Genomic DNA, 20,858 nt, shown 5'->3' with positions numbered 1-20,858 from the left:
TCGCTGCCATCACCCGTCCGTCAGCGATCCGGCAACGCCCTGCTGGATTTCTTTCATCATCACGGCAGAAATTGGGGCCATCGCCACGCGGCTGCCGCGATCCTCAAGCCCCCACAGCAACAGAGCCGAGATCGTCTCGGGACGCAGACGACCCAGCATCACCACGGCACCTTCCTGTCCGGCGCGGAAGGCTGCCTGATCCAGAAAACGCCGCATGATCTTGGGGTCCTGTTTGGCACCATCGAAATCGCGGAACACTACGCTGGATGGAATGCCGTTGCGCGCTGCAAGCTTTTGCGCAGTGTTTAGACCATTGTCCTGCGTCACCAGCCCGCGCCCGGTATCTCCAGCAATCGCCGCAACCTGATCAGCCAGCTTTCGGTTGCCCTGAATGCCGCTTCCGACACCTTCCAGAATGCCAACGGTTTGAGGCAATTGATCCAACCACACCGACAACGACACCTCAGCGTCCTGAGCACTGGCGGCTTCGTGCATGTCAACCAAGGCCAATACTTCAAATCCAGCCTCGCGATGACGGGCCATTTTTTCCGCTGCATTCGGGTCAGACGGGCTGACGGCAAAACTTAGCGGGTATGGGAAATCCTGCAACGCCTCGGCCCCAAAAGCCCCTTCATCATCGATCAGAATGATCGACATCAATGGCTTGGATTCTGGATTTTCGAAGGTGGCAGCATGTGCTTCGATGGGCTTGGCCACCACTTCTGGAGTAATCACGGCTTGTTCGACGGGCGGGTCATCCCTCTCGGTTAGGGGCACGACACGCTTGCCGATCAACGAACCGGAACCTGTGGCCCCCTCTCCGCCAATTTGCGGCAGGGTCAATACGCGCGGCTGACGTACAGGTCGGGTATCTTCTTCACCCTCAACCGCGATTGGATTTTCATCAGGCACGGGTTCCGCTTCCTCAGCCTCTGGCGCGGCATCCGGCAATTCCACGGTCTCAGGCTGCAGGGCTGCGACCTGAGGGGCCTCCCCGGGCGTTTCTTCCGCCACCTGAGGTTCCGGGGCTTCCTCGGGCGCAGGCGCTGCTGGAGCATCCGCGAGCGCTGCCGGTTCGGCTTCCTGTTGTGGCGAGGTCGGTTCGGCAAGTGGATTTGGCGGTGCCGCGGGCGCTTCGGTTTGAACGGTCACGTCAGAAGATGAGATCGCTGCAGGTGCCTCGGCTACGGTCGGTGCTCCACCCGCCTCAGGACGGGCACCGGGCTCAAGCTCAATACCTGCCAGTCCATCCAGCGAATCTGATGATAGATCGGGGGTTTCAGGGCCGGATGGTGGCAACTCAACCAGATCGGCATCGGCATTGCTTTCTTCAACTTTCGCAGCCTCCAGGGGCTGCGGAGTATCAGCCACTTCGGGCGCTGTTGCCGTCACATCTGGTTTACGTGACAAAGGAGTTGTCAGCGAAAGAACCGCGCCCAGTGCCAATACCGAGACCGCCCCGGCGATCACTCCACCGTAAAATCCGCTCATCGAAATCTCGCCTCTCGCGTTGTTTCGTGCCTCATCTGCCCAGACGCCATCTTCCGCGACGCTCACCTGTACGGTGTCAAGTTGGGTATGTCCTCTTGACGCTGCCGCACAAGCCTGAGCATGTATGTCCCGACATTATACCGCGCTCAGGGACTGCATCGCCAGCCCGAAATGCCCATAGGAAGATAAGTGCCCAAATGCTGCTGCTGATCGACAACTATGACTCGTTTACCTACAACCTCGTTCATTATCTGGGTGAGCTCGGGGCCGAGATGGTCGTGCGCCGGAATGACGCACTGGATGTACAGGAAGCAATGGCGATGAACCCGGCTGGTATTCTGCTCAGTCCCGGCCCTTGTGATCCCGATCAGGCGGGCATCTGTCTGGCCCTGACCGAAGCCGCGGCCGAGACGCAAACACCGCTGATGGGGGTCTGTCTGGGGCATCAAACCATCGGACAGGCATTTGGCGGCAAGGTTGTGCGCTGTCATGAGATCGTGCACGGGAAAATGGGCACGATGAAACACACCGGCAAAGGTGTATTCGCTGGCCTGCCCTCGCCCTTCGAGGCCACCCGGTATCATTCGCTTGTCGTAGAACGCGAAAGCCTGCCCGATTGCCTTGAGATCACGGCCGAGCTTGAGGATGGCACGATTATGGGTCTGCAGCACAAAGAACTGCCGATCCACGGCGTCCAGTTTCACCCGGAATCCATCGCGTCCGAGCATGGTCACGCCCTGCTCAAGAACTTCCTGAACGAAATGAAAGTCCCCGCATGAGCGACGCTCTGAAACCGCTGATCGGTGCTGCGGCCGATCGACCTTTGACCCGTGCCGAGGCTGAACAGGCCTTTGGCATCCTCTTTGATGGGGCCGCCACGCCCAGCCAGATCGGAGGGTTGTTGATGGCAATGCGCACGCGCGGCGAGACGGTCGAGGAATACGCCGCCGCCGCTGCCGTAATGCGCGCGAAATGCAATGCAGTGAAAGCTCCCGCTGGCGCGATGGACATCGTTGGTACGGGGGGCGACGGCAAAGGAACACTCAATATCTCGACAGCCACGGCTTTTGTGACGGCAGGCGCCGGTGTCACCGTTGCAAAACACGGTAATCGGAACCTGAGCTCGAAATCCGGCGCAGCAGATGCTCTTGGGCAGCTAGGTATCAACGTAATGGTCGGCCCGGAAATCGTTGAAAAAGCGCTGAAAGAAGTTGGTATCGGTTTCATGATGGCCCCGATGCACCACCCGGCGATCGCCCATGTCATGCCCTCGCGGCAAGAACTGGGTACGCGCACGATTTTCAACATTCTGGGCCCCCTGACCAACCCCGCCGGAGTGAAGCGCCAACTGACCGGTGCGTTCAGCCGTGACCTGATCCGCCCGATGGCCGAAACTTTGGGCCTGCTTGGAACTGAACATGCCTGGTTGGTTCACGGCTCAGACGGTACGGATGAGCTTACGATCACCGGGGTCAGCTGGATCGCATCGGTTGAGGATGGCGTTGTCAAAGAGGTCGAGCTTCACCCCGAAGACGCCGGCCTGCCTGTGCATCCGTTCGAAGATATCATCGGCGGCACGCCCGAAGAGAACGCGGTTGCCTTCCGCGCCCTGCTGGATGGCGCACCCTCAGCTTACCGCGACGCGGTGTTGCTGAACTCTGCCGCGGCGCTGGTCGTTGCAGATGCGGCAAACGATCTGCGCGAGGGCGTTGCGATGGCCACAGAAAGCATTGATAGCGGCAAGGCCCGTGAAAAGATCACCGCGCTGGCGCGCATTACACAGGAAGCCGCATGACCGAGACCGTTCTGGACAAAATCAAAGCGTACAAGCTGGAAGAGATCGCTGCGGATAAGGCGCATAAGCCTCTGGAAACACTAGAATCTGAGGCACGGAACGCACCCGAGGTACGCGGTTTTGCCGAAGCCCTGCATTCGGCTATGCGCAAGGGGTACGGATTGATCGCCGAGGTCAAAAAGGCCAGCCCGTCCAAAGGTCTGATTCGCGCTGATTTCGATCCGCCCGCGCTTGCCAAAGCTTATGAAGAGGGCGGCGCGGCTTGCCTGTCGGTTCTGACGGACACGCCTAGCTTTCAGGGTGACAAGTCCTTTCTGACCGAAGCTCGCGCGGCCTGTTCGTTGCCAGCATTGCGGAAGGACTTCATGTACGACCCCTATCAGGTGGTCGAAGCGCGTGCATTGGGTGCGGATTGCATCCTGATCATCATGGCCTCGGTCAGCGATGCACAGGCCGCCGAGCTTGAGCAAACCGCGTTTGACTGGGGCATGGATGTTCTGATCGAAGTCCATGACGCCGATGAACTTGCGCGCGCATCGCAGCTGAAAAGCCCGCTGATCGGGATAAACAACCGCAATCTCAAGTCGTTCGAGACGACTCTTGATACAACTCGTCATCTGTCAAAGCTGGTTCCAGCGGATCGCACGATCGTCTGCGAGAGCGGCCTGAGCACTCCGGCGGACCTCGCCGATATCGCCCGCTACGGTGCGCGCTGTTTCCTTATTGGTGAGAGCCTGATGCGTCAGGATGATGTAGCTTCGGCAACTCGAGCACTGCTCGCCAACCCGCTCATTCCCGGAGTGATGTGATGCCGCTGACCCATTTTGATGCCAAAGGTGAGGCCCATATGGTGGACGTGTCCGACAAGGCTGTCACCGACCGGGTTGCGGTTGCATCTGGATACATCAAGATGGCGAAGGAAACCTTTGATATCATTTCAGAAGGACGCGCTAAGAAAGGCGATGTTCTTGGTGTTGCCAGACTTGCGGGCATAATGGGCGCCAAGAAAACGCCTGACCTGATACCTCTGTGTCATCCGCTACCCGTGACCAAAGTCGCCATTGAACTGAGCTTAGACCCGGACCTTCCCGGCGTTCAGATTGAAGCGACTGTAAAGACTTCCGGCCAGACCGGCGTAGAGATGGAAGCGCTGACAGCAGTCTCGACAGCCGCACTGACGGTTTACGATATGGCGAAGGCCGTGGACAAATCGATGGAGATCGGCGGTATTCGTGTTCTACTGAAAGACGGCGGAAAATCAGGGCGTTACGAGGCATCATGATCTCGGTTGAAGAAGCGCGGGCTCTGCTGTTCGATCTGGTCTCACCGCTGCCCGCAGAAACGGTTGCCCTTGCCGAGGCTGCCGGTCGTATCCTGGCAGAAAACGTTGCAGCAACGCGTGATCAGCCGCCCTTTGCTGCGTCATCGATGGATGGGTACGCCGTCAAGGCGGCCGAAGTCGAACTGCATGCAATGTTCAAAGTGGTTGGCGAAGCTGCGGCCGGACGTCGCTTTGCTGGAAGCGTCGGACCCGGCCAAGCTGTGCGGATATTCACTGGTGCGCCTGTGCCGGATGGTGCAGATTTCGTCGTCATACAGGAAGATGTCGACCGACGCGGTGATCTGATCAGCATAACCGACGCCCCCGGTGAAAAGGCCAATATCCGCCCTGCGGGGATCGATTTCAGCATCGGTACGCAGATCACGGCCCCACGCCAGCTCAGACCCGAAGATGTCGCATTAATGGCAGCGATGAACATCGCTTCGGTCCCTGTGAACCGCAAACCCGTGGTTGCACTAATCTCAACCGGTGACGAACTGGTGATGCCCGGAGAAACACCCGGCCCCGATCAGATCATCGCCTCAAATACCTTTGGTCTTAAGGCGTTACTGGAAAACGCTGGCGCACAAGTTCGTGTACTTCCTATCGCACAAGATACCTTAGCGTCATTAGAAACAGCTTTTGGCTTGGCACAGGGCGCTGACCTTGTGGTGACAATCGGAGGGGCGTCGGTTGGCGAGTACGACCTGGTTGCGGATGTCTCGGAAGGTCTTGGGTTGAAGCAATCGTTCTACAAGATTCGCATGCGACCGGGTAAACCTCTGATGGCCGGGCGGCTTGGGGGTGCTGCAATGGTCGGTCTACCCGGAAACCCGGTCAGTGCCATGGTGTGCGGTTACCTGTTCCTCATCCCAATGGTGCGCCGCATGTTGGGGATTGAACAGGCCCTACAGCCATTCCAACGCGCCCGCCTTTCTGCCCCGCTCGGAAAAAATGGCCCGCGTGAGCATTATATGCGGGCGGTGTTGGACAACGGCGGCATCCGCGCCTGTGATGATCAGGACAGCTCGCTGCTAAGTGTTTTGGCGCAAGCCAATGCACTATTGGTACGCCAACCCCACGATCCCGCGCGCGAGGCCGGGGATGAGGTCCTTTACCTGCCGATCTAGCAAATCCGTTGACACAAAACGTGAACATGCGTAGAACAAAAGAAAACGCATGAGCGACGAGGTATGAGCAATGCTGACCAAGAAGCAATTGGATTTGCTGGAATTCATCCACAAACGCGTGCAAGCGGACGGTGTTCCGCCCAGTTTTGATGAGATGAAGGCCGCGTTGGATCTACGGTCAAAATCCGGGATTCATCGACTGATCACCGCGCTGGAAGAACGTGGCTTTATCCGCCGCCTTGCCCATCGAGCCCGTGCCATCGAAATTGTCAAGCTGCCAGAAAGCCTTGGGGGAGAGCCCACGGCAGGTTTCAAACCGCGTGTGATTGAAGGCGATCGCCCTGAAGGTCCACGCCCCGCGAACTTTGAACCCGTCACAGTTGATGCGATGGAATTGCCTGTTATGGGCCGGATTGCTGCCGGTGTACCGATCGAAGCGATCAGCCATGTGTCGCACCGTGTCGCTGTACCGGGCTCGATGGTTTCGGGCCGTGGTGAACATTATGCGCTTGAGGTTCGTGGCGACTCGATGATCGACGCCGGTATCAACGATGGCGATGTCGTGGTGATCCGCGAAACAACGGCCGCTGACAACGGTGACATCGTGGTGGCATTGGTGGAAGATCAGGAAGCCACGCTGAAACGGTTTTTCCGCCGAGGTCAGGCCATTGCGCTGGAAGCGGCGAATCCGGCCTATGAGACCCGCGTGCTGCCAGAGGACAAGGTGAAAGTTCAGGGCCGCCTGGTAGGCTTGATCCGAAGCTACTGAGGCAGCTTGGGGGACCATAGGCGGCGGCCTGAGATATCAGAACTCGCGAACAAACGCCCCTTGGATAACGCAAGACTGCCTGTCTTCCGCAGAAATTCCGTATCGTAAACGCTGCATTCACCGGTCAAAGTCAACGACACCGGGGCGACAATGATCTGATCTTTCCTGCATTCCTGAAAGGCGCTCGCAGCCCGCTTGCCAGTCAAGTGGACAAGCTCTTTGTCTCCCAGAAGAAAACGTTGAATTCCCGCTGATGCCTCTGGCCATCGCAAAGCGGCCTTTGGTTGATCTGCCCCGTCCCCGTCATTTTCCAGCCAAACCGACGCGACAAATCCGCTGCCTTTCGGTTTGCTCAGCGCGCGCCCGTGTTCAGTCATCACTCCGACCAGCCCGCCGGTATCGGCGATCAGCACGTCTGGGCGGCTTCCCTGACCCCACAGCGCTATCGCCAATGCCGCCGGGGCGATGCCGAGCCACCGTGCGTGCCCTTGCCACAGCATTAGCCACAGAAGAGACAGAGCCAGAACAGGCAATACGAAATAGTCTGGGCTTACTACGTACCCGCGCGCGCCCTCCAGTCCCGCGACCCAATTGGCAACGGTAAGGATCCATCTCAGCCCAAGACCCATTACGTGCAATGCAATCGCTTCAAGCCCAAAAGGTGCAAGAAGGGCGGCGACAACCGCACTTGGAACGACCAGCGTTCCCATGACGGGCACGGAGACGAGATTTGCCAGCAACCCGTAGTGCGAAATAGCGTTGAAATGCGCCGCCCCGATCGGAGCTGTCGCGATCCCCGCGATCGCCGAGGATGTCAACAAGGCCAGCACAGGCCGCAGCCATTTTGGGCCTGGCATTGGGCCATAGTCCCGCAACGCGCCAAACCCTGCGACCAAGGCGGTTGTAGCAGCAAAAGACATCTGAAATCCGGGGCTCAATAGAGTTTCCGGGCGCAAGGTAAGAACAATCAGCGCAGCCATGGCCACCGCCCGCAATGAAATCGCGCGCCGGTCCAACAATACGGCCCCCAGCATAACGCAGACCATCACAAAGGCGCGCTCAGTCGCGACGTTCCCACCAGACAGAAGCAGGTAGATTGTCGACGCGAATAACGCACAGAGCGCGGCCACCTTGCGTACGGGCATGCGAAGCGCGATGACAGGTACCATTGAGAACCCCATGCGGCACGCCACAAAAACGAAACCGGTCAACAAACCCATGTGAAGGCCCGAAATCGCCAGAAGATGAGCCAGGTTGGACGCGCGCAACGCCTCTAACGAGGCCTGCCCCATCCCGCTGCGATCACCGGTAGTTACGGCGGCGGCAAAGCCCCCGACTTCGCCCGGCAGGATCGTGCGCACCCGATCCGAGATCTCCATGCGCCAGGCCGTGATACGCACTCCGTCCAAACCATCTTGCGCCGCAGCCGACGTCAGGACCGGAACCCGAGTGTATCCAACAGCGCCGAGTTGCTGGAACCAGGCGTGGCGGCGAAAATCAAAACCTCCGGGTTCAACTGGCCCTTGCGGCGGCGAAAGATGTGCTGTGGTCATAATCCGCTGACCCGGGGACAGCGCAACTGACTCCCCGTGAATAGACAGCCGGATGCGCCGGGGTCTTTGATCAGCAGGAACGTCCCCGATCCGCACCTGATCCAATGTCACCCTCAGCGCATCCGACGCAGAGCGGTCTAGCGCTACGACCCTCCCCTCGACCGGGCCATAGTAACGCCATTGCAGGACCGGCTCCGCAACCATATGTGCCCGCGCCCCGGCCAGAGCGAACCCCATCGCGATCAGGGCTAAGCCAGTGGCTAGCGGTGACCACGCGGCCCCCATGAAACGGGTGGAGGCAAGCGCCAGCAAGGCAAGCGCCAGGACGCCGACATAGAGCTCAACCTCGGGTTCGAACCTGAGGCTGAAATACCAACCAATCCCGACCGCCAGGCAGATCGGGGACCACGGAAACAAGTGTCCCCGCTGGGTCAGCAATGCGGTCTCGACCCGTGTCAGAACACGCATGGTTGCCCCCGTCCTTCGGGCTGGGTAGATAGTCGCCAAACTATGCCCGCTAAGGTTACCAAAAGGTTAATCCACACCATGTCCGATCAGGTCGTCACCCGTTTTGCCCCCTCTCCCACCGGATTTCTGCATATCGGTGGCGCCCGCACTGCTCTGTTCAACTGGCTTTATGCGCGGGGTCGCGGCGGCCAGTTCCTGTTGCGGATCGAGGATACCGATCGGGAACGTTCCACGCCGGAAGCAACAGCGGCCATACTGCAAGGCATGGACTGGCTAGGGCTTGATCATGACGGTGAGGTGGTCAGCCAATTCGAGGGTGCCCCTCGACATGCAGAGGTCGCGCATCAATTGCTGTCCGACGGCAAGGCATACAAGTGCTTTTCGACGCAGGAAGAAATCGCTGCATTCCGTGAACAGGCGCGGGCCGAGGGGCAGTCGACCCTGTTTCGCAGCCCGTGGCGCGAGGCTGACCCTGCCATACATCCCGACGCACCTTACGTGATCCGCATCAAGGCTCCGCAAGACGGTGCCACTGTGATCCGCGATCAGGTGCAGGGCGATGTCACCATTCGCAACGATCAGTTGGATGACATGATCCTGCTGCGTTCGGATGGGACTCCGGTCTATATGCTGGCCGTTGTGGTTGACGATCATGATATGGGCGTGACTCATGTGATCCGGGGCGACGATCACCTCAACAACGCCGCCCGTCAGATGATGATCTACGAGGCGATGGGTTGGGATGTACCAGTCTGGGCGCATATCCCTTTGATCCATGGACCCGATGGAAAAAAGCTCAGCAAACGTCACGGTGCGTTGGGGGCGCAAGAATATCAGGCCATGGGATATCCGGCATCCGGAATGCGCAACTATCTGGCTCGGCTGGGCTGGAGCCATGGGGATGATGAGTTCTTTACCGATGCCCAAGCTAAAGAGTGGTTCGATCTGGATGGCATTGGCAAAAGCCCGGCGCGGTTTGATGTGAAGAAGCTTGAAAACCTTTGTGGACAACATATTGCCGTCGGGGAAGATGCCGCGCTGCAGCATGAAATTCAGGGATATCTGAAGTCAGCTGGTTTGCCGCCGCTTTCCGAAACACAATCCAGTGATTTGGTCCGTGCGATGTATTGCCTCAAGGACCGCGCACGCACGTTCCCAGAACTCATTGAAAAAGCTCATTTTGTGCTTACGTCGCGACCTATCCAGCCAGATGAAAAGGCCGCAAAGGCGCTGGCATCTGTATCCGACGGTATACTGAAAGAATTGACGCCGCAGCTGCAAAATGCTAGCTGGTCCCGGAACGAACTGGAGGAGACCCTGAATTCGTTCGCAGAGGCGAATGGGGTTAAGTTCGGCAAATTGGCTGGTCCGCTGCGGGCGGCACTAGCGGGCCGGGCAGTTACACCTTCGGTATTTGACATGATGCTTGTGCTTGGGCGCGATGAAACCCTGGCGCGGCTTTCTGATGCAGCGAACCCGGCCTGATTTCACATAAGGGTAACGCTGCTCCGTTAAGAACGGACTGCGCGACGGAACGCAGTCGTTGCCTGCTTTGTCGGACAGCGATCCGGCATGCGCACGAATGAAGAAGGGACAAACATGACCGAGAGCAAAAAATCAGCCAAACTGACTGTCCACGGCGAAAGCTATGATCTGCCGGTGTTTTCTCCGACCGCTGGGCCCGATGTGATCGATATCCGCAAGCTCTATGGTCAGGCTGGCGTCTTTACTTATGATCCGGGTTTCACGTCCACCGCAAGCTGTGACAGCACCATTACATTCATCGACGGTGACAAGGGCGAGTTGCTGCATCGCGGTTATCCGATCGAACAGATCGCCTCGAAGTCGCATTTCCTCGAACTCAGCTATCTGCTGCTGTATGGCGAGCTGCCTTCGGCGAAGGATCTGGAGAACTTCGAGACCACAATCACCCGCCACACGATGCTGCACGAGCAGATGCAGTATTTCTATCGCGGATTCCGCCGGGATGCGCATCCGATGGCCATCATGGTGGGTGTGGTTGGTGCCATGTCCGCGTTCTATCACGATTCGACCGACATCGCGGACCCGCGTCAGCGTGAAGTAGCTTCGCACCGTTTGATCGCAAAAATGCCGACCATCGCGGCCTGGGCCTACAAATACCATATCGGTCAGCCCTTCGTGTACCCGCGCAACGACCTGGACTATGCGTCAAACTTCCTGCGCATGTGTTTTGCCGTTCCTGCCGAAGATTACGAGGTGAACCCGATTCTGGCACGCGCCATGGATCGTATCTTCATGCTGCAGGCGGATCACGAACAGAACGCCTCGACTTCGACGGTGCGTCTGGCATCTTCTTCGGGTGCAAACCCATTCGCCTGTATCGCGGCCGGTATCGCCTGTCTCTGGGGTCCGGCCCATGGTGGTGCGAACCAGGCTTGCCTTGAAATGCTGGAAGAGATCGGCAGCGTGGACCGCATCCCCGAGTTTATCGAGCGCGCCAAAGACAAAGATGACCCGTTCCGTCTGATGGGCTTTGGCCACCGCGTCTACAAGAACTTCGATCCACGCGCGAAAGTGATGAAGCAATCGGCAGACGAAGTACTTGACCTGCTGGGCGTGGAAAACAATCCCAAACTACAGGTCGCGAAGGCGCTGGAAAAACAGGCTCTGGAAGATCCGTATTTCATCGAGAAGAAACTGTTCCCGAATGTCGACTTCTATTCGGGCATCGTGATGGAAGCGATGGGCTTCCCGACCTCGATGTTCACGCCAATCTTCGCGTTGTCACGTACCGTTGGCTGGGTTAGCCAGTGGAAAGAAATGATTGCCGATCCACAGAATAAGATCGGACGCCCACGTCAGCTTTATCTGGGCGCGACCAACCGCGATTACGTGGACATCGAAAACCGCTGATCCACACACAATATCGATGTTAAGACCCCGGTTATCCGGGGTCTTTTTTTCCGTAGCGTTACCAAAATGAGACCGTTCGAAACCAATCGTAAATGACTGTTTCGATGCATCTTTCCGCACTGCCTCAGTCCGCCTAATGTTGCCGCGTCCGGCGAATATTGTTTGGTTCTCATGCGTTTCATCTTCTTGTTCATTATGTTGCTACTTGCGCAATCGGCATCCGCTCAAAGCGTGCTGGAGCGTGCTTTTGAGAAGCAGCAGCAGGAAAACGCCGCCGGGTCGTTGGCAATCTTGGGGTTGGCAGGCATCCCGGACGATTCTGCCAGCGCAATCTCACTGCAATCAAATACTGACAATCGCGATTACGATTTCAAATCCGCCCAGCTGGGCGGCGGGTTTCGCCTTGCTGAGGGCGTGCCGATCTATCTTGAGGGGTATATAGGCTACGCGCGCTATGACCCCGTTCTGACCTTCAGCGGCACCGGAGATACCACGCGTATACCGCTGAAATGGACCAGCCTCGCCCTGACCGGCGGTGTCGGCTATCAGTTCGACATCGGCGAGTATTGGAAAATGACCCCGATGGCCCATATCTCGGTCGGACGTACGCAATCCGACGCATCTGTCGGTGCGCAAGCCATAGCCAACCGCCTGGGGCTTGATCGAGACTTTCTCGAAAGCGGCGGCATCTGGGCTGGTGGCGCAGGCGGATCGATGACGGTCTCGTACGAGAAAGCTCTGTCCAACGACCGGGAATTCGAGGCAAGCCTGCGCTATACCCATATCGAATACTGGCCTATCGGAGACAACGAGGACCTGTTGGTTGAATCAACTGCCGCAAATGCAGTTCTGTGGTCACGCTACCGCTTTCCAACTGGAAAACGCATGTTCGGTCGCCCGGTCCGCTGGGTGGGCGATCTGTCCCTGTCCTATCTGATCGGGGATCAGTCACTTGTATTGGGCACCGACTGGCTGGCCCGCGTAGGTGGTGGGATCGAGGTCGATCTGTCTGACACATGGGTGCCTTGGGTATCAACGACACGGTTTATGGTCCGCTACTACGGCAGCGATACCGTCAACGGATTCTCGGCCGGTATTGGCATTAGTTTCTGAACCAAGGCTTCAAAACAAAGCCAGTTGATCACCGGGCTGGGGTGGAGGTGCAAACGCCGCACAGTTCAGTGGCGGCATGTCTGTCGACAGCCCGAGACGTTTGACTGCGGCCTTGAACCGTTGCGCAATCATCTCGGCATAGGTCCCCTCGCCCCGCATGCGGTGGCCCCACCGGGGGTCATATTCCCTACCCCCATGCATTTCGCGCAGCCGTGCCATCACCTTCTCAGCCCTGCCCGGCTGATGTTCGATCAGCCACTCGCGCCAGAGCGCGGATACTTCACGGGGAAGCCGCAGCATGATCCAGCTTGCAGCATCGGCGCCAGCCTGCTTTCCGGCCTCCAACAGGATTTCCAATTCATGATCGGTTAAACCGGGAATCACCGGAGACGTCATAACGCGCACAGGCACGCCAGCCTCGGTCAGGTTGCGGATCATTCCGAGCCTGCGCTGCGGTGAAGGCGCCCGGGGTTCCATCCGTCGGGAAAGATCGCGGTCCAATGTGGTCAGCGAGATGCCAACCCGGACAAGGCCATTGCGGGCCATCGGTGCCAGAATATCAAGATCACGCTCGATCAGAGTCCCCTTGGTCACAATACCGACCGGATGTTGAAAATCTCTCAGAACCTTTAGACAGCTTCTTGTTATCTTGCGGTTTTTTTCGATCGGTTGATAGGGATCGGTGTTGGTTCCCAGTGCAATCGTGGCCACCTTGTAAGAACGTGCTGAGAGTTCGCGACGCAATAGCTCAGCCGCATTGGGTCGCGCAACAAGGCGGGTTTCGAAATCCAAACCCGGAGACAGCCCCAGATACGCATGCGTTGGCCGAGCAAAGCAATACACGCATCCATGCTCGCAGCCCCGATATGGGTTTATGGATCGGTCAAAAGGTAGGTCCGGCGACTTGTTATAGGTGATCAGATTGCGCGCCATTTCTTCCCGAACTTCGGTCCGCAACGGGGGCAGTTCCTCTGGCAAATCCCAGCCATCTTCGGTCAACTCGGTTGTAAACCTCTCGAATCGACCTGCTTCGTTTGAGGTTGCTCCGCGCCCAGGGCTTTTGATGGCAGCAGTCATTTGTTCGCTTTTTGTTCCTATCACTAGATGTAATTAAAACCAGTTTCACTGGCAAGATTCATGTTTCGATTTCCAAAAATCATCAGATGCTCGAAACAGGCGACGCATTAGACTGCAGGTGAATTTACCGTGGCTAATGAAACCAATGCAGGATGATCTTGCAAAATTCGATGTCGCTGAGTGCGAATATTCGGCCTATAGGTCGGTCTCAGAACGACCTAGGTCGCAATCGTCACAGTAGACCTGCGACGAAATGGCCAAAACGGTGAAAATGCCACCACGGGCCGCAGGCCCGCACAGCTCAGGGAAATACCCATGTCTGATGAAGAAGACATCGTCCTGTCCGAACTGAATGACGACGAACTCGTCGAACAGATGTTCGATGACCTTTATGACGGCCTGAAGGAAGAGATCGAAGAAGGTGTGAACATCCTGCTCGAGCGCGGATGGCAACCCTATGACATCCTGACCAAAGCGCTGGTTGGCGGCATGACAATTGTCGGCCATGACTTCCGCGACGGCATCCTGTTCGTGCCTGAGGTTCTGCTGGCGGCCAACGCCATGAAAGGCGGTATGGCGATCCTGAAGCCTCTGCTGGCTGAAACTGGTGCTCCGCGCGTTGGTAAGATGGTGATCGGCACCGTCAAGGGCGACATCCATGACATCGGCAAGAACCTTGTTGCGATGATGATGGAAGGCGCCGGGTTCGAAGTTGTCGATATCGGCATCAACAACCCGGTCGAGAACTACCTCGAAGCGCTGGAAAACGAACAGCCCGACATTCTGGGCATGTCCGCTCTGCTGACGACGACGATGCCTTATATGAAGGTCGTAATCGACACGTTGGTCGAACAAGGCCTGCGTGATGAGTACACCGTTCTGGTTGGCGGCGCTCCGCTGAACGAAGAGTTCGGCAAGGCGATCGGCGCTGACGGCTATTGCCGCGACGCAGCCGTGGCGGTGGAAATGGCCAAGGACTTCATGTCGCGCAAGCACAACCAACTGGCCGGCTAAGGCGCGAGATCATATCGTGAGACAGGCCGTCCTTTTTGGGGCGGCCTTTTTTGTCCGAACCTCGGGCACATATATAGCTAAAGACCAGCCAGAGAGATCAGATGACCGACTCACAGATCCCAGACGATGACAGCCTGACCCGTCAGGGCTATGTCGCAGCGCACAGCGCCGAGTCGATTCTTCTGATCGCATGTGGTGCACTGGCCCGCGAGATTCTGGACCTGAAAGAACGGAACGGCTGGGATCACATGGCCCTGACTTGCCTGCCCGCCATTTTGCATGTGCACCCGGAAAAGATCACACAGGCGGTCGAGGATGCGGTTGCCAAGCATCGAGACTCATACGACCGCATCTACGTTGTCTATGCCGATTGCGGAACCGGTGGGTTGCTACAGGCAGCGTGCAAGCGACTGGGGGTCGAGATGATCCAAGGGCCCCATTGCTATTCCTTCTTCGAGGGCAATCTGGCCTTTGCAGCGCATGGCGACGATGAAACCACCGCTTTTTATCTGACAGATTTCCTTGCGCGGCAGTTTGATGCGTTTGTCTGGAAACCGCTGGGTCTGGACCATCATCCTGAATTGCGAGAGATGTATTTCGGCAATTACACCAAGCTCGTTTATCAGGCGCAAACCGATGATCCCGACTTGACCCGTCGCGCGCAGGAGTGCGCTGATCGGATGGGGCTGGAATTCGAACGTCGGCAAACCGGCTATGGCGATTTGGAAACCACGCTTGCTGACTGGGCAGCGCGCAAATCCACCTAAAAGTCAGGCGCTGGCCAATGCCACTTCGCGAATACGTTCTATCATAGCGCGTAACCCGTTCGAACGTTGGGCAGACAAATGATCCTGCAACCCCAGTCGCGCGAGTTCTCCACCGGCATCAACACTGGGCACCTCGGCCACCGGCAAGCCGTTATACAGGCTACGCAGAACCGCAATCAGGCCCCGAACAATCAGGGCATCGCTGTCACCGTCAAAGCGGAATTGACCGCCCTCAATGGTTGGATGCAGCCAGACCTGACTGGCGCAACCATTCACCTTGGTCGCAGGGACTTTGAATGCATCATCCAGAGGCTCCATCGCTTTGCCCTGCTCGATCACATGGCGATAGCGGTCTTCCCAGTCCTCCAGGAACTCGAAATCCTCGACTATCTCTTCGAAGGCTGGCGTTGCCATATCGGGTCCGTCCTTGCGTTACGCATTCACAATTGTGAACTATGCTCAGCGCTACCAACTGTCCAGTCCCCAGCGTGGCTTTTCAAACGATCGAATTTGCGTTAACCCGATGCAGGTAAAGTTGCACAAAGTACTGGGTCCATGCACAAAACTCTGCCTGTTCTGATGATCTCCACAATGGCTCTGTCCGCTTGTAGCAACTGGAGCAACTCAAGCGCGAATCCATCGAACTGGTTTGGCAGCAGCACACCCAGCCCATCCGAAGTATCAGCCGATGACGCTAATGCCTTGGTTCCCGAAAATGCCGACAAAAAAGGCCTGTTCGAGCGTCCGGACGCCGAGGATAATAGCGTTCCAATCGCCGTGATCAACGAATTGCGGATCGACCCAACCTCGACGGGTGCAATCATCTATGCGGCTGGCACAGCCATTCGACAGGGTGCGTTCAACGCGCAGCTCGCGCGCGTAAGATCTGAAGAACTCAGCAAAAATGGCGTTATGGAATTCACCTTCCGCGTGGATTACCCGGACTACGCCACTGCGCAGGGCACCGAACGGTCGCGGATGGTTTCAGAGGCCGTCAATGTAAGCCGGAAAGAACTGGAAGGTATTCGTTTAGTTCGGGTCAAAGGCCAGCAGAACGCGTTGGAATCCCGTCGCCGTTAAAGCGAGACAACCTGCACGGCCTGTCCCTTGGCGGCCAAAGCAATCTTGCCTTCGCAAAGCTTCAGCGCGTCCTCGCCAAAAACCTCGAACCGCCAACCAGACATGGCGGGAACTTCTCGTTCTCCTGCAGCGATCTGATCCAATTCCGCGCTGGAGGCGATCAATTTTGCGGCAACGCCTGCGCTTTCGGTCTTTGATTTCAAAAGAACGCGCAGCAAATCTGCAAGTGCAGGGTTGACCTTCAGCTTGTCGCGGCTGTTGTCAATTTTCGGCAATCGGTCTTGCGGGCAACCTACGCCCCGTTTTACCGCCTCCAGAATGCCTTCTGCGATCGCCCCTTTGCGCGCTTCGCGCAGCAACAAGCGCGATCCGCCCAGATCAGAGGGCGTCTTGGGCTTGGTCGAGGCCATCTCGATCAACGCATCGTCTTTGAACACACGGCTTCGTGGCACATTGTTCTCTTGCGCATAGGCCTCGCGGAACTGCGCCAGCTCTCGAACCACGGCCAGAAACTTGGCAGAGTTGGTCCGCGTTTTGACCCGCCGCCACGCCTCTTCCGGGCGAATGTCATATGTCTCGGGTCGGGTCAGTATGCGAAGCTCTTCTGCGACCCAGTGATCCCGGCGCGACTTCTTAAGTTCTGCAGCCAGATGCTCATAGATTTTCCGAAGATGGGTTACATCTGCCAATGCGTATGTTTTCTGCGCTTCCGTCAGAGGGCGCCGTGACCAGTCGGTGAAGCGAGAAGTTTTATCGACCCCTTCCTTGCAAATCTTCCGGACCAGAGTCTCATAGCCAACCTGTTCACCAAAACCACAGACCATCGCAGCGACCTGAGTATCAAACAACGGAGTCGGAAAGACTCCCGCGTCGACCCAAAAAATTTCAAGATCCTGCCGCGCGGCGTGGAAAACCTTAACCACGCTTTCGTCGCAGAACAGCTGGTACAAAGGCTCCAGCGACATGCCGTCAGCCAATGGATCAACCAGAACGGCGCTGTCTTCATCTTCCGATGGCACTGCAAGCTGCACCAGACAGAGTTTCGAATAATAGGTCCGTTCGCGCAGAAATTCGGTATCTACAGTGACATAAGGATATTGTGCAGCAGCCGAGCAGAATGCGGCCAGCTCTTGCGTCGTCGTCAGGGTTTTCATGCGCGGTGCTGTTCTTGCTTTTGGTTATTGTGACTGCCCGTGCCGTCCTCGTCCCGAGCGATATGCGACCATAAGACGAATAACCTTTGCGTGTAAATCACCCGCCGCGTTAGGGCAGAAGAACTGGGTCTTTGTTGCCCATACAATAACGGCGAAGCACGGCAGGGTAGAGTTTGTGCTCCCAGGTCAACACGTGGGCGGCGAGCTCCTCAGGCGTGTCCCCTACCCGTACACCCACGCGCGCCTGACCCAGAATCGGCCCGTCATCCAACGCTGCAGTAACTTCGTGAACGGTGCAGCCATGTTCGGCGTCGCCTGCTTCAATGGCGCGGGCATGGGTGTTCAAACCCTTGTACTTAGGCAAAAGCGATGGGTGGATGTTCAGCATCCGGCCCTGGAAACGCGATACAAATTCACCCGTCAATACACGCATGAAACCGGCCAGACAGACAACATCCGGCTGGGCTGCCATAAGCGGTTTAAGCAGTTCTGCCTCAAACGCAGCGCGATCTTTGCCAAAGGGCTTGTGGTCGACGGCTGCGGTCGGAATTCCGCGCTGTGCAGCTTTCTTCAGCCCTCCGGCATTTGCATCGTTCGACAATACCAGACATGGCCGACCGGGATGATCGCCATTCATGCTGTCGACCAGCGACAGCATGTTCGATCCGCCCCCGGAGATCAGGATCGCGACGCGCTTGTGGCTCACAGCAGTTTGCCTGAATAGGCCATACCCGGCGCTGCGGTGACCGTTCCGATGCGCGCAACGGATTCGCCTGCCTCTGCAAGCAGTGTTGTAAGCTCATCCGCCTGATCTGCAGCGCAAACAACAATCATGCCGATGCCGCAGTTGAAGGTCTTCAACATCTCGGATTCGGCGATCCCACCGGTCTCGGCCATCCATTTGAACACAGGCGGCAAGTCCCAAGCATTCAAATCAATCTCGGCCCCGAGCCCTTCGGGCAATACGCGCGGCAGATTTTCGGTGAGGCCGCCGCCGGTGATATGGGCAAGCGCGCGAACGCCGCCAGCCCGGATCGCCTGCAGCGCTGGTTTCACATACAGCCGCGTGGGGGTCAGTAGAGCCTCACCCAAGGTTCCGCCACCGAAAGGCGACTCTTCCTCCCAGCCCAACCCCGAGATCTCGACCAGCTTGCGCACTAGCGAATAGCCGTTGGAATGCACCCCGTTCGAAGCCAGCCCCAGCAGGACATCACCCTGTTCAACGCCCTCGGGCAATGCGGTCCCGCGTTCCATGGCGCCAACCGAGAAACCGGCCAGATCGAAATCGCCGTCAGGGTACATACCCGGCATCTCGGCGGTTTCACCACCAATCAGGGCGCAGCCAGATTGGACACACCCCTCGGCAATTCCTTCGATAATCCGCGCGGCAGTATCGGTGTCCAGCTTACCGGTGGCAAAATAATCCAGGAAAAACAGCGGCTCAGCACCTTGGCAGATCAGATCGTTGACGCACATCGCCACCAGATCGATTCCCACGCCATCGACAACGCCGGTATCAATTGCGATCCGCAGCTTGGTGCCCACACCATCGGTTGCGCCCACCAGAACCGGGTCTTGATAGCCAGCCGCTTTCAGGTCGAACAGAGCGCCAAATCCGCCTAGCCCACTCATCACGCCCGAACGGTTGGTGCGCTTGGCCGCAGGCTTGATCCGATCGACCAGAGCGTTGCCTGCATCGATATCCACACCTGCGTCTGCATAGGTGATTCCGTTCTTGCCCGCTGTCATGGCCAATCCCTCATGAGTGCTTTGCGCGCGGGTTATTCGATTGTGGGCCATGTTGCAACGGTCAGGCTTGACGCGGGCTGCCATCGTGATAGGCAAAGCCCTCAGGCGGGCCTGTAGCTCAATTGGTTAGAGCAGAGCGCTCATAACGCTTTGGTTGGGGGTTCGAGTCCCTCCGGGCCTACCAAAACCGCCATTTTCCATATAAATCAACGCCAAATTGCCCCAAGAACTATTGATAGTACCCTCACGTGATTCCAATGGGACAAAAAAAGACAGAGCTTCAACAAAAAAAATTTCGCCAGCCAATACGCCGTCACACTTGTCAACACAAACTATCATGCGCGGACTTGACCCGCATAGTTGGGTATGATTGAACCGAGCGAGGCAGTTAGCGTCATCCTCATTCCAATCAAAACAAAACAGGCTGACAGCGTGAATTCCAAGCGTCCCAAAATTTACTGCCAATTTCTTGATCGCCCTGTCATGGAGCCTTTGTCTGGGGATCGTATAAACGAAATGCGATTCTACCGAAGTCTCTCCAGCTTTGCAGATGTTTACTACAACGACGTCCTCATTGACTGGGAACGCGGAATCATAGGTGATCCGGGAGGCTTGAGAACACCGACGCGCGACTATGATCTGTATTATGTTCGGGCGAACCCAGAGTTGTTCAAAAGCCTTCCCCACCCTAAGATAACGCTAGCATATCCTTACGACCCGGAAGCCTTTCGTGTAGCCGATGCTCTGGTGGTCACGACAGAGGCGTGGCAGAATTTGTTGTATGAGCATTCCACCAGTGCTGCAGTACGAAAAAAACTATCCAAATGGTATCCCGACAAGATCGTGCTGCCCGATATGATCCTAAACATCCAGCAAGCTATCGATCCCCTTTTTCTTCAACCAATCTCTTCCAAGTCGAAATTCATTTGGCACGCAAAGATGACTGGTTCTAAGTCTTTTGGATTCTTTGGGCGTGTTACCAAAGAGACAATTCCAATTGAGTTGATCGACAACCTCAGCATTGTCCGAGAACGGCTTGGCTCTTCAACTAATCCGTTGGCCGCATTTGCTGGAAGCATCCGCACAACATTACCCATGCCAGCATTGTCCTTAGGTCACATTCCCTATGGAGAAGTACCCGGAGCGCTTGCAGCCTGCCGCGGGACACTTGGGCAAATGTGCGCAGACAGCGATTATTTGGGGTCTGGGAAACTGCTGGATGCAATGGCAACCAAAACCCCCATTGTCACCCGGCGAAATGCGGTTCGTGACGAACAACTTGGTTCTGCGTATCCTGGAACGTACGACCACAGTGAGGAGGCTTTGGACATTCTCTGGCGACTTTGTACCGAGGATACGTTTCATAGTGATTTGCAGAATTATCTTGCAGAGCGAACGGGGTATTTTTTGCCGACATCAACCGGACAGCGAATAAGTCAGAAGCTTGAGAGAGCTGGCTTTCTCTAGAAATAGCGCTGTTTG

Annotated in this window: 20 protein-coding genes and 1 tRNA gene; 14 read left to right on the top strand and 7 right to left on the bottom strand. The window is 57.0% G+C overall.

Going from position 1 to position 20,858, the window contains the following annotated elements:
* Positions 1-9: 9 nt before the first annotated feature.
* Positions 10-1,557, bottom strand: a complete 1,548-nt coding sequence (locus I5192_RS06390; RefSeq protein WP_223118003.1) for a divergent polysaccharide deacetylase family protein — start codon at positions 1,555-1,557, stop codon at positions 10-12.
* 131 nt (positions 1,558-1,688) lie between these two features.
* Between I5192_RS06390 and I5192_RS06385 the strand changes: the two genes are divergently transcribed.
* From I5192_RS06385 to lexA, 6 genes are all read left to right on the top strand, one after another.
* Positions 1,689-2,270, top strand: coding sequence for an aminodeoxychorismate/anthranilate synthase component II (locus I5192_RS06385; protein WP_170392975.1), 582 nt, complete (start codon positions 1,689-1,691; stop codon positions 2,268-2,270).
* The gene (gene trpD, locus I5192_RS06380) at positions 2,267-3,286 is read left to right on the top strand and encodes an anthranilate phosphoribosyltransferase (RefSeq protein WP_223118002.1); all 1,020 of its coding nucleotides are present in this window, start codon (positions 2,267-2,269) and stop codon (positions 3,284-3,286) included. Before I5192_RS06385 ends, trpD begins: the two co-directional genes overlap by 4 nt.
* Complete coding sequence (trpC, locus tag I5192_RS06375) at positions 3,283-4,095, top strand: indole-3-glycerol phosphate synthase TrpC (RefSeq protein ID WP_223118001.1); 813 nt, start codon at positions 3,283-3,285, stop codon at positions 4,093-4,095. Before trpD ends, trpC begins: the two co-directional genes overlap by 4 nt.
* Positions 4,095-4,568 carry a cyclic pyranopterin monophosphate synthase MoaC gene (gene moaC / locus I5192_RS06370; protein ID WP_170405973.1) on the top strand — a complete coding sequence of 158 codons (474 nt, stop codon included), beginning with the start codon at positions 4,095-4,097 and terminating at the stop codon, positions 4,566-4,568. The genes trpC and moaC overlap by 1 nt, the downstream gene beginning before the upstream one ends.
* A complete protein-coding gene (glp, locus tag I5192_RS06365) occupies positions 4,565-5,737 on the top strand; it encodes a gephyrin-like molybdotransferase Glp (RefSeq protein WP_223118000.1) in 1,173 nt (390 codons plus the stop codon). Before moaC ends, glp begins: the two co-directional genes overlap by 4 nt.
* A 70-nt stretch (positions 5,738-5,807) precedes the next feature.
* Positions 5,808-6,506: a transcriptional repressor LexA gene (lexA, locus tag I5192_RS06360; RefSeq protein WP_170392970.1), complete on the top strand. Its 699-nt coding sequence runs from the start codon at positions 5,808-5,810 to the stop codon at positions 6,504-6,506.
* Here the strand turns inward: lexA and I5192_RS06355 are convergent.
* Positions 6,500-8,527 (bottom strand): ComEC/Rec2 family competence protein, encoded by a 2,028-nt coding sequence (locus tag I5192_RS06355; protein ID WP_223117999.1) that lies wholly within the window; start codon positions 8,525-8,527, stop codon positions 6,500-6,502. The genes lexA and I5192_RS06355 overlap by 7 nt on opposite strands.
* Before the next feature lie 78 nt (positions 8,528-8,605).
* On the opposite strand from I5192_RS06355, the gene gltX reads away from it, so the two are divergent.
* The 3 genes from gltX to I5192_RS06340 all read left to right on the top strand — a co-directional run bounded on the left by gltX (position 8,606) and on the right by I5192_RS06340 (position 12,535).
* Entirely contained in the window at positions 8,606-10,012 is a 1,407-nt protein-coding gene (gene gltX, locus I5192_RS06350) for a glutamate--tRNA ligase (RefSeq protein WP_170392968.1), read from the top strand.
* A 114-nt stretch (positions 10,013-10,126) separates the two neighbouring features.
* Positions 10,127-11,422: a citrate synthase gene (gene gltA, locus I5192_RS06345; protein ID WP_170392967.1), complete on the top strand. Its 1,296-nt coding sequence runs from the start codon at positions 10,127-10,129 to the stop codon at positions 11,420-11,422.
* A 171-nt stretch (positions 11,423-11,593) separates the two neighbouring features.
* The gene (locus I5192_RS06340; RefSeq protein ID WP_170392966.1) at positions 11,594-12,535 is read left to right on the top strand and encodes an autotransporter domain-containing protein; all 942 of its coding nucleotides are present in this window, start codon (positions 11,594-11,596) and stop codon (positions 12,533-12,535) included.
* Positions 12,536-12,544: 9 nt separating this feature from the next.
* Here the strand turns inward: I5192_RS06340 and I5192_RS06335 are convergent, their stop codons facing one another.
* Entirely contained in the window at positions 12,545-13,612 is a 1,068-nt protein-coding gene (locus I5192_RS06335; RefSeq protein WP_223117998.1) for a PA0069 family radical SAM protein, read from the bottom strand.
* 315 nt (positions 13,613-13,927) lie between these two features.
* Between I5192_RS06335 and I5192_RS06330 the strand changes: the two genes are divergently transcribed.
* Positions 13,928-14,626: a B12-binding domain-containing protein gene (locus I5192_RS06330; RefSeq protein WP_170392964.1), complete on the top strand. Its 699-nt coding sequence runs from the start codon at positions 13,928-13,930 to the stop codon at positions 14,624-14,626.
* 101 nt (positions 14,627-14,727) lie between these two features.
* Positions 14,728-15,393: a DUF1638 domain-containing protein gene (locus I5192_RS06325; RefSeq protein ID WP_223117997.1), complete on the top strand. Its 666-nt coding sequence runs from the start codon at positions 14,728-14,730 to the stop codon at positions 15,391-15,393.
* Between the two features lie 3 nt (positions 15,394-15,396).
* On the opposite strand, the gene I5192_RS06320 is transcribed toward I5192_RS06325, so the two are convergent.
* Positions 15,397-15,807 (bottom strand): SufE family protein, encoded by a 411-nt coding sequence (locus I5192_RS06320; RefSeq protein ID WP_170392962.1) that lies wholly within the window; start codon positions 15,805-15,807, stop codon positions 15,397-15,399.
* A 141-nt stretch (positions 15,808-15,948) separates the two neighbouring features.
* Here I5192_RS06320 and I5192_RS06315 point away from each other — a divergent pair, with 141 nt between their 5' ends.
* Positions 15,949-16,473 (top strand): hypothetical protein, encoded by a 525-nt coding sequence (locus tag I5192_RS06315; protein ID WP_170405998.1) that lies wholly within the window; start codon positions 15,949-15,951, stop codon positions 16,471-16,473.
* Here the strand turns inward: I5192_RS06315 and rnd are convergent.
* The 3 genes from rnd to purM form a co-directional block, all read right to left on the bottom strand.
* Positions 16,470-17,627 carry a ribonuclease D gene (gene rnd / locus I5192_RS06310; protein ID WP_223117996.1) on the bottom strand — a complete coding sequence of 386 codons (1,158 nt, stop codon included), beginning with the start codon at positions 17,625-17,627 and terminating at the stop codon, positions 16,470-16,472. The genes I5192_RS06315 and rnd overlap by 4 nt on opposite strands.
* Before the next feature lie 109 nt (positions 17,628-17,736).
* Entirely contained in the window at positions 17,737-18,333 is a 597-nt protein-coding gene (gene purN / locus I5192_RS06305) for a phosphoribosylglycinamide formyltransferase (RefSeq protein WP_223117995.1), read from the bottom strand.
* Complete coding sequence (gene purM / locus I5192_RS06300) at positions 18,330-19,376, bottom strand: phosphoribosylformylglycinamidine cyclo-ligase (RefSeq protein WP_223118274.1); 1,047 nt, start codon at positions 19,374-19,376, stop codon at positions 18,330-18,332. The genes purN and purM overlap by 4 nt, the downstream gene beginning before the upstream one ends.
* A 107-nt stretch (positions 19,377-19,483) precedes the next feature.
* On the opposite strand from purM, the gene I5192_RS06295 reads away from it, so the two are divergent.
* Both I5192_RS06295 and I5192_RS06290 read left to right on the top strand, forming a co-directional pair.
* Positions 19,484-19,560 (top strand) — tRNA-Ile (locus I5192_RS06295).
* A 182-nt stretch (positions 19,561-19,742) separates the two neighbouring features.
* A complete protein-coding gene (locus I5192_RS06290) occupies positions 19,743-20,843 on the top strand; it encodes a hypothetical protein (protein WP_170595500.1) in 1,101 nt (366 codons plus the stop codon).
* Positions 20,844-20,858: the final 15 nt, after the last annotated feature.

Source organism: Ruegeria sp. SCSIO 43209, from assembly GCF_019904295.1.
Lineage (GTDB): Bacteria > Pseudomonadota > Alphaproteobacteria > Rhodobacterales > Rhodobacteraceae > Ruegeria.
This window is presented reverse-complemented; position numbering and strand designations above follow the sequence as displayed.

What these genes read in the sequence shown, in the direction of transcription:
- glp (WP_223118000.1), top strand. Translation starts at nt 4,565, where the DNA reads ATGATCTCGGTTGAAGAAGCGCGGGCTCTGCTGTTCGATCTGGTCTCA.
- I5192_RS06325 (WP_223117997.1), top strand. Translation starts at nt 14,728, where the DNA reads ATGACCGACTCACAGATCCCAGACGATGACAGCCTGACCCGTCAGGGC.
- I5192_RS06355 (WP_223117999.1), bottom strand. Translation starts at nt 8,527, where the DNA reads ATGCGTGTTCTGACACGGGTCGAGACCGCATTGCTGACCCAGCGGGGA.
- I5192_RS06340 (WP_170392966.1), top strand. Translation starts at nt 11,594, where the DNA reads ATGCGTTTCATCTTCTTGTTCATTATGTTGCTACTTGCGCAATCGGCA.
- I5192_RS06315 (WP_170405998.1), top strand. Translation starts at nt 15,949, where the DNA reads ATGCACAAAACTCTGCCTGTTCTGATGATCTCCACAATGGCTCTGTCC.
- rnd (WP_223117996.1), bottom strand. Translation starts at nt 17,627, where the DNA reads ATGAAAACCCTGACGACGACGCAAGAGCTGGCCGCATTCTGCTCGGCT.
- trpD (WP_223118002.1), top strand. Translation starts at nt 2,267, where the DNA reads ATGAGCGACGCTCTGAAACCGCTGATCGGTGCTGCGGCCGATCGACCT.
- lexA (WP_170392970.1), top strand. Translation starts at nt 5,808, where the DNA reads ATGCTGACCAAGAAGCAATTGGATTTGCTGGAATTCATCCACAAACGC.
- I5192_RS06290 (WP_170595500.1), top strand. Translation starts at nt 19,743, where the DNA reads ATGATTGAACCGAGCGAGGCAGTTAGCGTCATCCTCATTCCAATCAAA.
- gltA (WP_170392967.1), top strand. Translation starts at nt 10,127, where the DNA reads ATGACCGAGAGCAAAAAATCAGCCAAACTGACTGTCCACGGCGAAAGC.
- gltX (WP_170392968.1), top strand. Translation starts at nt 8,606, where the DNA reads ATGTCCGATCAGGTCGTCACCCGTTTTGCCCCCTCTCCCACCGGATTT.
- moaC (WP_170405973.1), top strand. Translation starts at nt 4,095, where the DNA reads ATGCCGCTGACCCATTTTGATGCCAAAGGTGAGGCCCATATGGTGGAC.
- I5192_RS06385 (WP_170392975.1), top strand. Translation starts at nt 1,689, where the DNA reads ATGCTGCTGCTGATCGACAACTATGACTCGTTTACCTACAACCTCGTT.
- I5192_RS06335 (WP_223117998.1), bottom strand. Translation starts at nt 13,612, where the DNA reads ATGACTGCTGCCATCAAAAGCCCTGGGCGCGGAGCAACCTCAAACGAA.
- purM (WP_223118274.1), bottom strand. Translation starts at nt 19,376, where the DNA reads ATGACAGCGGGCAAGAACGGAATCACCTATGCAGACGCAGGTGTGGAT.
- I5192_RS06320 (WP_170392962.1), bottom strand. Translation starts at nt 15,807, where the DNA reads ATGGCAACGCCAGCCTTCGAAGAGATAGTCGAGGATTTCGAGTTCCTG.
- I5192_RS06330 (WP_170392964.1), top strand. Translation starts at nt 13,928, where the DNA reads ATGTCTGATGAAGAAGACATCGTCCTGTCCGAACTGAATGACGACGAA.
- trpC (WP_223118001.1), top strand. Translation starts at nt 3,283, where the DNA reads ATGACCGAGACCGTTCTGGACAAAATCAAAGCGTACAAGCTGGAAGAG.